We start from the raw sequence: 11,836 nt of genomic DNA, 5'->3' as shown, positions 1-11,836 counted from the left end.
CAATACCTTAGCTATCGATACATTAAATACAGCCTTTCAAATGTTTCCATTTCAAAATTAAACCCTTCTATTGGACAAGGTGCTCTTTCCGATTATTTTACGCCTGTACTCCCAAATCCGCCTTCCCCACGTGAAGTTTCAGAAAGCACTTCTACCGTACACCATTGGGCCCGTTCGTGCTTGGCGATTACCAATTGTGCTATGCGTTCCCCATTTTCAACAGTGAATGTTTCATTGGAAAGATTTACAAGAATCACGCCAATCTCTCCCCTGTAGTCCGCATCTATTGTTCCGGGCGCATTAAGTACCGTTATGCCCTTTTTGGCGGCCAAGCCACTTCTTGGCCTTACCTGTGCTTCAACGCCGATTGGAAGCTCTATAAAAAGCCCTGTTTTTACAATGGCACGTTCCATGGACTTTAAAGTAATAGGTTCGTTTAGATTGGCCCTTAAATCCATACCTGCCGAGGCAATGGTTTCATAACTGGGTAATTCGTGAGCCGATTTATTAATGATGTTTATGGTCATTTTTTTATAAATATTTGTTTTAGTGTATCGTTTTCAAGCTTGTATGCCATAGCCAAAAATACTGCGAAAAATATACCTCCTATGATTAAATTGCGATTAAATACATAGAAGGATAATATAGAAAAGAGGATGGATATTCCTAGGTAAAAAGTGATCTTTCTGAGGTTATAGGGGATTGGGTAGTATTTTCTGCCAAAATAATAGGATAACAGCATCATGGTGGCATAAGCTACTAAGGTAGCTACTGCGGACGCCTTATATCCCATTGATGGTATGAAGGCGAAATTGATAGCAATTGTCAATAGCGCCCCTACAATTGAAATATAAGCGCCAAATTTTGTCCTATCCGTAACTTTATACCATACCGATAGGTTGTGGTAGATACCCAGACAAAAACTTGCCAGTACAATTAAAGGCACAATGGACATTGCCTCCCAATAGGATTCGTCCCTCACTAAAATCACCTTAAGCAGGTCGGCAAATACGACTACTCCTAACAATATGATACTTCCTAAAATCACAAAATAATTGGTGATTAACGCATAAGCTTTTTGTGGGTTTTTGGAGGAGGAGTGACTAAAGAAGAAGGGTTCTATACCAATTCTAAAGGCGGTAGCAAATAAGGTCATAAACATGGCTAATTTATAACAGGCCGAATATTTTCCAATTTCGCTTTCAGCAATGGCTTCTGGCAAGAGGTATGAAAGCAGAATTTTATCAAAGACCTCGTTAATGGTAAAGGCAATTCCTGCTACCAAGACTGGAAGGCCATAATTCATCATTTTAAACCATAATTGCTTATCAAAAACGTAAGGACGCCTGAGGTATAAGCGCAACATAAACAGTAGGGTAGTGGCACTCGCAATTAGATTAGAGATAAAGATATAGGAGATCTCAAAATTGGGTTTATATAAGCCAGACAATACCGAGTTGGGGTGGTCTCCGACCCAGTTGGGTAAAATAATTAGGAAGAATAGGTTAAGTCCAAAATTTATGGAAATGTTTAATATTTTGATTAAAGCGTAGCGCAACGGTTTTTCATTGGCCCTAAGCCAAGCAAAAGGTATAATGACAAGTGCATCCAATGCCAAAATATAAATGGCGTAGTTTATGTATTTGGCTTCTATATTGGTGAAATTGGCAATAGAATCCTTAAAGAGAAGGGCGAGAACAACAAAGGTTAGCGTGGATATTCCAATGGAAATCAAGGAAGTAGTCACTACCTTATTACGGTCTTCTGCATTGTTGTAGAATCTAAAGAAGGCGGTTTCCATGCCGTATGCCAAAAGGACATTAAAAATGGCGAACCATGCGAAAATGATGCTTACTTCCCCAAAGCCAGCAGTTTCCAAGACTTCGGTGTACAGAGGCAATAAAAGAAATGAAAGCATTCTTGGCAACACTGTTGCCAAGCCATAGATAAAGGTCTGCTTGAATAGTTTTTTTATCTGACTCAAAGAAATCTATGAATTAGCTTTAAAAATAGATATTTAATCACTGAGTGCAAAGTTAGTTAAATACGTTTGGGAAGGGATTAACATTTAAGGCAATTATTGTATTTCCCAATAGCAGAGATTAGAATTAATGGCTTTACTCCGTTATAAGCTACCGAAACACATAAAAAAAGCCCCACAATGCTGTAGGGCTTATAGGTATTCATTCAAAGTTTGAAAACAGACTTTGGTATCATTAGTCGTTCAACACTTGTGCTTGTTTTGAATTTGGCTTCGCAACCGCTACGTCTAATTGTTCAACGTTTTTGCTTATTTTGAATTTGGCTTCGCTACCGCTACGCCTAATTGTTCAACGCTTCCGCAATGCTGAAAATTTGACTCCGTCTAATTGTTCAACACTTGTGCTTGTTTTGAATTTGGCTTCGCTACTGCTACGCCTAATTGTTCAACGCTTCCGCAATGCTGAAAATTTGACTCCGTCTAATTGTTCAACACTTGTGCTTGTTTTGAATTTGGCTTCGCTACCGCTACGCCTAATTGTTCAGCGCTTCCGCAATGCTGAAAATTTGACTCTGTCTAATTGTTCAACACTTGTGCTTGTTTTGAATTTGGCTTCGCTACTGCTACGCCTAATTGTTCAACGCTTCCGCTTGTTTTGAATTTGGCTTCGCTACCGCTACGCCTAATTGTTCAGCGCTTCCGCAATGCTGAAAATTTGACTCCGTCTAATTGTTCAGCGCTTGTGCTTGTTTTGAATTTGGCTTCGCTACCGCTACGCCTAATTGTTCAGCGCTTCCGCTTGTTTTGAATTTGGCTTCGCTACCGCTACGCCTAATTGTTCAGCGCTTCCGCTCCACCAACAATTTCTAAGATTTCACCGGTAATGGAGGCCTGCCTTGCTTTGTTGTATGTTAATTTCAACTGATCCCTAAGGTCGGTTGCGTTATCTGTAGCCTTGTGCATTGCGGTCATACGTGCCCCGTGCTCACTGGCAAATGAATCACGAATTCCCTTGTACAATTGTGTCTTTAGGGATTTCGGTATCAATTGTGCTACAATTTCCACTTTGGAGGGTTCAAAAATATAATCTGCAGATTCATTTGCTTCTCCCTCCATAGGAACAATTGGTAAAAACTGTTCAGTTGTCACAATTTGAGTCGCGGCATTCTTGAATTTATTGTAAACAATATCAATCCTGTCGTAGGTGCCCTTGGAAAACAATTCCATTAACTCCTCAGCAATAACGGCAACATTATCAAAAGTTAAATTTTCATAGACTGCACTATGGTTTGCCACTATGTTCCTTTTTTTTCGTAGGGTGTCATTAGCCTTTTTGCCGATGGCCATGATATCTACTTCTTTACCAGCATAGGTGTTATTGGCCAAATAGTTACTGTGCTTGATGATATTAGTGTTGAAGGCCCCGCACAAACCTCGGTTGGAGGTGATTGCAACGATAAGGACTTTGTTCACTTCACGATCAACGGAATAGATACTTCCGGAATCACCTTCCAAACTTGCGCTAAGACCCTGTAAAAGCTCCGATAATTTATCGGAATAGGGGCGCATAGCGGTAATAGCATCCTGGGCTTTCTTCAACTTTGCGGCAGATACCATTTTCATGGCACTAGTAATCTGCATGGTCGAGGATACCGAGGTAATTCTATTCCGTATTTCTTTTAAATTGGCCATCTTTTTTGGTATTGAGTAATGAGTTTTTAGTTGAAAGCATTTACAATTGGATTGGCGCTACCATTTACTTTTCGCTTATGGTATAGTGCACGTTACCAATGGGTGCCTTTCTAATTATCATTACACATTTTATACTTATAACTAGATATTGGATACCTTATATTGTAATACTAGGCGTTATATTTCGCCGATAAATCTTTGGCAACCTTGCTCAAAACATCTATCACTTCATCGGTTAGTTTACCAGCTTTTAGTTGGTCTAAGATTGGGCGATGTTTTGCGTTCAAGAACTCGATATAGTCCTTTTCAAATTCTTTTACCTTCTCTACAGGAACATTTCTTAACAAGTTTTTTGAACCGGCGTAGATAATGGCAACCTGATCTTCCACGGTGAATGGATCATTCTGTGCTTGCTTAAGGATTTCCACGTTTCTACGTCCTTTCTCAATCACATTCAAAGTAGCTGCATCCAAATCTGAACCGAACTTGGCAAAAGCTTCCAATTCACGGAATTGTGCTTGATCCAACTTCAGGGTTCCTGCTACCTTCTTCATCGATTTTATCTGGGCATTACCTCCAACACGAGAAACCGAGATACCTACGTTGATCGCAGGACGAACTCCTTGGTTAAATAAATCTTGTGTCAAGAATATCTGACCATCCGTAATAGAAATTACGTTGGTTGGGATATATGCGGAAACGTCACCTGCTTGAGTTTCAATAATTGGTAGGGCCGTTAAAGATCCACCACCTTTTACCATTGGTTTTAATGCCTCTGGCAAGTCGTTCATGTTTTTTGCAATGGTATCATCGGCAATAACTTTGGCTGCACGTTCCAATAATCTTGAATGAAGGAAGAATACATCCCCAGGATAAGCCTCACGTCCCGGTGGGCGTCTTAACAATAGGGAAATCTCACGATAGGCAACTGCTTGTTTTGATAGATCATCATAAATGATCAAGGCTGGTCTACCGGTATCCCTAAAAAACTCCCCGATTGCTGCACCTGCAAAAGGAGCATAAACCTGCATAGAAGCAGGGTCGGAAGCGTTAGCTGCTACAATGGTAGTATAGGCCAAAGCTCCATTTTCTTCCAGAGTTTTAGCAATAAGAGCTACTGTTGAAGCCTTTTGGCCAATAGCAACATATATACAATATACAGGCTTTCCTGCATCGTAAAATTCTTTTTGATTCAAAATGGTATCTATACAAACGGTAGTCTTACCAGTCTGTCGGTCACCAATAACAAGTTCCCTCTGACCTCTACCTATAGGGATCATGGCATCGATCGCCTTAATTCCAGTCTGTAATGGTTCGGTTACCGGCTGACGGAAAATTACCCCGGGAGCCTTACGCTCCAATGGCAATTCATAAAGTTCACCTGTTATAGGTCCCTTTCCGTCTATCGGATTACCTAAAGTATCCACCACACGGCCTACAATTCCTTCACCTACTTTTATAGAGGCAATGGTCTGCGTACGTTTTACAACGGAACCTTCCTTAACATTTCTGGAGGGGCTCAACAATACCACACCAACATTATCTTCTTCCAGGTTAAGAACGATACCTTGAAGTCCACCTTCAAATTCAACCAATTCCCCGTATTGAACGTTGGATAATCCGTAAACTCTGGCAATACCATCACCAACCTGTAATACGGTACCTACTTCGTTTAACGAAGCTGACGCTTCAAACCCTGATAATTGTTTCCTTAATATTGCTGATACTTCAGCGGCTTTTACTCCTGCCATTTGTTATAGATATAAGATTAGAGCTAAATTGAAATCCAACATCGCCCAAAGAAATTATTTATAGACTATTCGTAAACTCTCTTTTTAGGTTGTCCAACTTATTGGAGATGCTTGCATCGTATTGCATATCCCCAACGCGTAAAATAAAACCTCCTATAATGCTTTCATCCACCTTATTTTCAATGGTGGATTCGTTGCCGGTGATTTGAACTACCTTACTTAATATTTTTTTCTCCAATTCTTCGGTCAATGGGACTGCGGTGGTAACTATAGCAATTCCCTGACCCTTTCTGGCTTCATTTAGAATGATGAATTTTTCAGCCACATCGTTCAAAATGGAGATTCGCTTGTTATCTACCAAAACGGTAAGCAGTCCTTCCGTTACAGAAGTGCTACCTTCAAAAATAGCCGATAGTGCGTTTTTCTTTAATTCTCCTTTTAGGATTGGGCTTCCCAACATATCGCGAAGTTCCGGGCTTCCGGAAATAGTGGTCACTATTTTACGCATGTCATTCTCCACACCCTCAGTAGATTTATTCTCTACTGCCATGTCCAATATTGCCTTTGCGTAACGTACGGCTGCTCTAGATTCGTTCATTTTTTAATCTTAGTTTAGCTTGATATCCCCTATCATATCTTCTACCAACCTCAACTGCTTGTCCTTATCAGAAAATTGTCCTTTAATGATTTTTTCAGCAATTTCTACAGAGAGGATAGCTACCTGATCCTTGATTTCGGCAACGGCTGCTTTCTTTTCACCCTCGATAGCAGTTTTTGCCTGCTTTATCATATTATCGGCTTCTACTTGGGCCATACCCTTAGCGTCTGCAACGATTTTCTCTTTCATTTCACGGGCCTCTTTGATCATGGCCTCGCGTTCAAGTCGTGCTTCCTGCAATAGACGTTCGCTATCTGCAGTAACATTTTGCATTTCCTTTTTCGCATTTTCCGCTGCTTCTAAGGCGTCTTTTATTCCAGATTCCCTTTCCTCAACGGCATTAAGTATTGGTCCCCATGCAAACTTGCGCAAAACAAGCAACAGTATAACCAGCAATAACAATTGCCAAAAAAACAATCCAAATGAAAACTGTTCTATTAATTTCTCCATGTCTTAATATTATGATATATGCGTTTAATGATTAATTGGTAAAAGAACAGCTATAACCAACCGTCATAGCTGTTTCTTCTTTTGTTTGATTAGGATGCGAAAAGCGCAGCAAAACCGATACCTTCGATAAGAGCAGCAGCAATCAACATTGCTGTTTGAATCTTACCAGAAGCCTCTGGCTGACGTGCGATGGCATCCATAGCAGAACCACCAATTTTACCGATACCATAAGCTGCACCAATAACAATTAAACCTGCTCCTACAATAGTTGGAATTTCCATATATATATAATTAATTATTAAACATTCTACTTTTAGTGATCATCATGCTCTTCTACTGCTGAACCAAAATATAAGGCAGACAACATAGTGAAAATATAGGCCTGTAAGGCGGCTACCAATAATTCCAGGAAGGAGAGTGCACTTGCCAAAGCAAAGGACAATGAACTTCCCATCCAGTTTTTAAAGATAAACATCATTCCTAGGATACTCATTAATATCAAATGCCCAGCCGTAATATTCGCGTACAATCGAATCATTAGGGAAAAGGGCTTAATAAATGTTCCTAATAATTCTATAGGAGCCAATACTACTTTCATGAAAACGGGTACATCTGGCATCCAGAATATGTGTTTCCAATAGTTTTTGTTCGCTGTAAAGGTGGTGATGAGAAAAGTGACAAAGGCCAAGCAAAGGGTCACAGCAATGTTGTTGGTGACGTTTACCCCTAATGGTGATAATCCCAAAAGGTTTATTATCCAGATAAAGAAAAATACGGTCAACAAATAACCCATGTATCTTCTATAGTGTTTCTGACCAATATTTGGAATAGCAATATCATCACGAATGTAAAGGATAATGGGCTCCAAAAAGCGTCCCATACCTTTTGGCATCATAGTGCCTTTATAGGATTTCGCCATTCTTCCGAACATGAAGATCATTATAAGGGATACCAAAATTATAAACACCACGTTTTTGGTGATAGAGAAATCCAAAGGTTTTACATTGGTAGCATGCTCCTCATTATCGTAATTAATAGTCCCTTCTGCATCGGTTTTGACTATTTTTCCGTGGTATAGGGCGTAATATTCCCCATCTACTTCCGCAACGGATTGCCCGTGGTCAAATTTTGAAGACATAAAGACCTTTACCCCATTGTCCCATAAAATTACAGGCAACGGAAAGCTGACGTGCTCATTATTTTCTTCATCGATTGTGAAAAGTGTAAAATCGTGAGAATCCAATAGGTGATGACCAATAAATTCCTTGATTTCAGATTTCAAACTTTCTTGCTCATCTCCGGACGCCTGGTCCTTTTCTTGTGCAAAAGCATTGATCCCCAGAAGGAGTGTGGCAAATAAAAGAATTTTAACGTAGAAAGGTTTTTGCATATCGCTTTAAATATCGGTCTCAAAAAATCCGTGCAAATGTACGCTTTTATCTCAAAAAGAAAAAAGCATTAAACGGTTTATTTTAAAGCTTATTACAAATGACATTCATATCGTAAAATCAATGTAATTTATTTAACATTTTTGCAGTGAAGAAAGTCTCTAGGAGTAACCCTATTAAATAAGGCACAAAAAATGAAGAAAACTCTAAAGTATCCATGCTTCCATCTTGATTGTACACTGGATAAAACACAATAAAAAAGATGAGAAATTTTAACATACTTCCTCCCAAATACAGGAAACCTATCTGATCTTTCCATTTAAATCTAAAGAAATAAAGTATGGAGAAGATAAGGATGGCCATTAGGACATTAACCCAATATGCCATTAGGATCATATGTTCAAAAAGGGGGTGGCCAAGGGAGTCTAATACTAGAATGTGGATGCCAAATACTAAAAGACTTAGTAGTACGAGGGAGGCGTAGAAAGAGAAAAGAAACTTGTATTTGGACATTATTGTTTTATGCGTTTCAGTTGTTGTAAAACTAGATAAATGGAAATTGCGACCCCTAAAAGAGTGATTATAATGGTAAACGTTTTGGATTCCATTCCAAGATAGGCGTCCAGCCATTTTCCGCCTTGTGCAGCCAAAAAGATGATGATTCCCATTTGTATAGCGATTCCCGAAAGAATGGCTGCATTTTTTAGGCCATTGTTTTTATTTGGTGGCTTTTGCTGTTTCATTATTAGAGGTGGTATTTTTTGATGTCGCACTATTTGCTTTAGCTTCTTTTCCCTTCATGGTACAGGAGGCATTAAAGGTGGCTCCCGGCTCTACTGCTAGTTTAGCAACGCTAACGGTTCCTTCTATAATGGCAGTCGATTTTATGGACAATAGGTCGGTAACGATCAATTCGCCATTAAAACTCCCTTCTATGTCCGCTTGCACACATTCTACTTTTCCATGAATAAATCCACCGGCGCCAATGACTACCTTGCCAGTAGTCTTTACATTGCCTTCCAGTTCCCCGTCTATCCTAAAATCTGCTTCGGAAATTATATCTCCTTTAATTTTAGTGGTATTGCCAATCCTATTGGGTTGTCCGCCTTGTTCTGCCATAACGCGTGGTTTTTTGTTGTCTGAAAACATGATTTTAAGATTTTGAGGTTATTGTTGTGCTATATATTCTACTATATTTTTATGAACTTGGATGATTTTATAATTGGCCGATAAAATTACAAAATTCACATCATCGATCCGGTACTCCTTATTATATCTTATTAGCTCGGCATATCCTAAGGCAAAATCCTTGGACCTAAAACCGTGTACCACCACAAAGAGCTCCTCTTTATTGTATACATCCATGGAAACGATATTTTTATATTTTAGTTCAACAATAGAATTCTCCAAGAGTTCCTTTAGTCGTGCTGCCTTTTTGGCGTCCTGGGTTTTTAAGGGAAAAACTACTTTCCAGTTCCCAGGTCCGCTAGACTCAGTTTCGGCAGAAAACTCCTTTGAAGCCAATTGCGGTAATTGATCCGCGACCATACTTTGTGCCTTTTTACCTTCGGGCGAATTTGGATAATTCAAAGCCACATAGTTCAATGCTTCCCTAAATTCCTCAAAGCCCTGCAATCTCCCAATAGCATTCGCTTTTAATATCTCGAACTTTGGAATTATGGGGTCGCCTATATATTTGCTGATTTGAGCCTCTGCTCCAGTAATTACGTTTAGAAATTCTTGATTTTGGTACATTTTATACAACTTGCCATACATAGATTCTGGACTGTTGGTATTTCCTGCGAGTACGGCCTGAGGATTTAGCAATATTTCCGCATAGCGCGATTCTGGATGGTTTTGTATGATGTTATACCTCATTTCTTCTGCCAAAGGACTCTTTGCTTCCTCGTAGATCTTGTACAGATTGTACTTGGTAGGAATGATGAGTCGCTCTTCCGGATCCGAATTTAGGACGCTTTCCAACTTCGCCGCTGCTAAACGGTTTTCTTTAAATTTTTCCTTATAGATAAGTCCTAATTGGTAATTGGCAAAATTGCGTTCCGTTCTTAGACTGTCTATAAAGGATTCATCGGTAGGGATTTGCTCCATATAAAATTCCACGTTGTACCTCTGATCTTCCCCAATCGATGCTATTGGTTTGGGGGAGTTACTATCGGCATCCACGCTGATTTGCGCTACATTTTGGAGCTTACTTTTATTGGACCAGCGCCAATCGTCTTCCAGGGTGCGTTTTCCCCATTTCGATTTAAAATCGTTCTTACCGTATCCAAGGGTGGTAACATTATAGAAATAGAACTTGCCTTTGTTTTCTTTGCCTCCTTTAGTTTTCATAAAGGCCTGAAAACCCGCATTGGCCATCTGTGTTTCTTTCTTTTTTTCCTTTTCCAAATTGGCTTTTATTTTGGAAATATAGGCCTCAAAGTAGACCAGCCGCTCCGTTGTAGGAAGCTCGTACAATCCAATGACACTATCTGTGTATTGCACCACCTCTTCATATTTTATAACATCCTCCAGATTGTCCAGTTTCTTTTTTACTTGCCTGTGTTTTTTGGAGTTTTCATTTAAGTTTTGCAGCACACTGTCATAATAGGCCCCCGAAGAACGATATTCGTTCTGGTCAAAATTATAGCTGGCCAGATTTTCATAGTTTAGTGCGTTTAGTTGCGGTATATTCGTAGTGGCTCGTAAGGATTTGTTATAGTAAACCAATGCTAAGCTATCCGATTTTTCGGCTAGATGAAACTCCGCCAACTCCCTATAAATTTTATTTAAAAAGGGTCTGTTCTCCCTATTTTCCTCCAAGCTGACCAGATACTCATACAGCTCCTCCCTATTTTCTTTGGTGCGCTCTGTATTCTGTATTTTTTGGATATGGGCATTGATCATGTAGACCCGTGGTGATCTTCTATTTAGGGCAATTACCTTATCGAAGGCATAATTAGCACTGTCCTTATGTCCTAATTGATTGTATAATTGACCAATAATATATAAATACCGACCTTTTTCTGGGTTTTTCTTGGTATAGGCGGTCGCAATCTTTAGTTGCTGTATAGCGGTGTCTGGGACTTTTAAGTTAATATATGCCTGGGCCATCATAGCACGGGCATCTGCATATTCTTGGTTGTTTAAATATTCCTGTTTTAATAGTCGCTTCAAATTTTGAAGTGCCAGTTCCTCGTTCTGTAAACGAATATTGACCTTTTCCCGCCATATGGTAGCCTCGTTCAGCTTATCGCTCTGCGAGTATTTATTTAAAACATAATTGAAGGATTCCAAAGCAGGCATATAGCGCTGGTCAAAATACCTTGCTTTTCCCAAGAGTAGGAAGGCCTCGTCCGTTTGCGGATTGCGTTCCCTCCCCTTAATATCCATACTGTGTTTTTGTATGGCCTTGGTAGCTTTTTCTTCGGCGATAAGAAAATTGGGGTTGTTGTCCTCCGAATCGAGCTTTAAGTCTTCGGTAACTTCCAATCGCTCTACCGGTAAAATTGCCCAGTAGTCGTCCTGATAGTCGGCATTGAGTCCTTCGCGTCCCTCCTCAAAGGCAATATTACCATTGTACAAGGTGTTGTATTTGGTGTTTAGGGAATGCCAGCCCCTATTAAGCATAGCATCTTTCTTGGTAGAACAGGCATTAAAAACCAGTCCACCAAAAATAACTGTAAGTATTAGTTTGTTGTGAAGCTTCAAAATTAATCGTATTCGTACGTATCCTAAACTTAAAAATAGCGCGATTATTATGCGGTTGATCGATAAAAGTTGGATTATTGTAGGAGAACGGCAAATTCATGGTCAATTCCCGACCTACGGTAAGTCGCCGTTAGAGAATGAGAAAAAAATATAACCCTATTGGTTGATATGCGGTTGGGACAAAATTTTATTTTTCCCAAATGGC

The 11,836-nt window shown here is 39.6% G+C and carries 12 protein-coding genes; all 12 read right to left on the bottom strand.

From position 1 onward, the window contains the following. Positions 1–92: 92 nt before the first annotated feature. Entirely contained in the window at positions 93–527 is a 435-nt protein-coding gene (dut, locus tag KCTC52924_RS06045; protein WP_251807540.1) for a dUTP diphosphatase, read from the bottom strand. Further along, the gene (locus tag KCTC52924_RS06040) at positions 524–1,984 is read right to left on the bottom strand and encodes an oligosaccharide flippase family protein (protein WP_251807541.1); all 1,461 of its coding nucleotides are present in this window, start codon (positions 1,982–1,984) and stop codon (positions 524–526) included. Before KCTC52924_RS06040 ends, dut begins: the two co-directional genes overlap by 4 nt. Before the next feature lie 828 nt (positions 1,985–2,812). Beyond that, on the bottom strand, positions 2,813–3,673 hold the full coding sequence (atpG, locus tag KCTC52924_RS06035; protein WP_251807542.1) for an ATP synthase F1 subunit gamma: 861 nt from the start codon (positions 3,671–3,673) through the stop codon (positions 2,813–2,815). 170 nt (positions 3,674–3,843) lie between these two features. Then, the gene (gene atpA / locus KCTC52924_RS06030; protein ID WP_251807543.1) at positions 3,844–5,424 is read right to left on the bottom strand and encodes a F0F1 ATP synthase subunit alpha; all 1,581 of its coding nucleotides are present in this window, start codon (positions 5,422–5,424) and stop codon (positions 3,844–3,846) included. Between the two features lie 58 nt (positions 5,425–5,482). After that, on the bottom strand, positions 5,483–6,022 hold the full coding sequence (gene atpH / locus KCTC52924_RS06025) for an ATP synthase F1 subunit delta (protein WP_251807544.1): 540 nt from the start codon (positions 6,020–6,022) through the stop codon (positions 5,483–5,485). A 9-nt stretch (positions 6,023–6,031) separates the two neighbouring features. Then, positions 6,032–6,532, bottom strand: a complete 501-nt coding sequence (locus KCTC52924_RS06020; RefSeq protein ID WP_251807545.1) for a F0F1 ATP synthase subunit B — start codon at positions 6,530–6,532, stop codon at positions 6,032–6,034. An 89-nt stretch (positions 6,533–6,621) separates the two neighbouring features. Then, a complete protein-coding gene (gene atpE, locus KCTC52924_RS06015; protein ID WP_251807546.1) occupies positions 6,622–6,813 on the bottom strand; it encodes an ATP synthase F0 subunit C in 192 nt (63 codons plus the stop codon). 32 nt (positions 6,814–6,845) lie between these two features. Next, positions 6,846–7,922, bottom strand: a complete 1,077-nt coding sequence (gene atpB / locus KCTC52924_RS06010) for a F0F1 ATP synthase subunit A (RefSeq protein ID WP_251807547.1) — start codon at positions 7,920–7,922, stop codon at positions 6,846–6,848. A 118-nt stretch (positions 7,923–8,040) separates the two neighbouring features. Further along, a complete protein-coding gene (locus tag KCTC52924_RS06005; protein ID WP_251807548.1) occupies positions 8,041–8,433 on the bottom strand; it encodes a DUF6168 family protein in 393 nt (130 codons plus the stop codon). Next, positions 8,433–8,663 (bottom strand): AtpZ/AtpI family protein, encoded by a 231-nt coding sequence (locus KCTC52924_RS06000; RefSeq protein ID WP_251807549.1) that lies wholly within the window; start codon positions 8,661–8,663, stop codon positions 8,433–8,435. Before KCTC52924_RS06000 ends, KCTC52924_RS06005 begins: the two co-directional genes overlap by 1 nt. Next, a complete protein-coding gene (locus KCTC52924_RS05995; RefSeq protein WP_251807550.1) occupies positions 8,638–9,069 on the bottom strand; it encodes a polymer-forming cytoskeletal protein in 432 nt (143 codons plus the stop codon). The genes KCTC52924_RS06000 and KCTC52924_RS05995 overlap by 26 nt, the downstream gene beginning before the upstream one ends. Positions 9,070–9,087: 18 nt before the next feature. Then, positions 9,088–11,631 carry a lipopolysaccharide assembly protein LapB gene (locus KCTC52924_RS05990; protein ID WP_251807551.1) on the bottom strand — a complete coding sequence of 848 codons (2,544 nt, stop codon included), beginning with the start codon at positions 11,629–11,631 and terminating at the stop codon, positions 9,088–9,090. Positions 11,632–11,836: the final 205 nt, after the last annotated feature.

This window comes from Arenibacter antarcticus (assembly GCF_041320605.1).
Classification (GTDB): domain Bacteria; phylum Bacteroidota; class Bacteroidia; order Flavobacteriales; family Flavobacteriaceae; genus Arenibacter; species Arenibacter antarcticus.
The sequence above is the reverse complement of the archived record's forward strand: the minus strand, read 5'-3'. Positions and strand labels throughout refer to the sequence as shown.

Coding starts and splice junctions, on each gene's coding strand:
- KCTC52924_RS06020 (WP_251807545.1), bottom strand. CDS start 6,532: ATGGAGAAATTAATAGAACAGTTTTCATTTGGATTGTTTTTTTGGCAA.
- atpE (WP_251807546.1), bottom strand. CDS start 6,813: ATGGAAATTCCAACTATTGTAGGAGCAGGTTTAATTGTTATTGGTGCA.
- atpH (WP_251807544.1), bottom strand. CDS start 6,022: ATGAACGAATCTAGAGCAGCCGTACGTTACGCAAAGGCAATATTGGAC.
- KCTC52924_RS06000 (WP_251807549.1), bottom strand. CDS start 8,663: ATGAAACAGCAAAAGCCACCAAATAAAAACAATGGCCTAAAAAATGCA.
- atpB (WP_251807547.1), bottom strand. CDS start 7,922: ATGCAAAAACCTTTCTACGTTAAAATTCTTTTATTTGCCACACTCCTT.
- KCTC52924_RS05995 (WP_251807550.1), bottom strand. CDS start 9,069: ATGTTTTCAGACAACAAAAAACCACGCGTTATGGCAGAACAAGGCGGA.
- KCTC52924_RS06005 (WP_251807548.1), bottom strand. CDS start 8,433: ATGTCCAAATACAAGTTTCTTTTCTCTTTCTACGCCTCCCTCGTACTA.
- dut (WP_251807540.1), bottom strand. CDS start 527: ATGACCATAAACATCATTAATAAATCGGCTCACGAATTACCCAGTTAT.
- atpA (WP_251807543.1), bottom strand. CDS start 5,424: ATGGCAGGAGTAAAAGCCGCTGAAGTATCAGCAATATTAAGGAAACAA.
- atpG (WP_251807542.1), bottom strand. CDS start 3,673: ATGGCCAATTTAAAAGAAATACGGAATAGAATTACCTCGGTATCCTCG.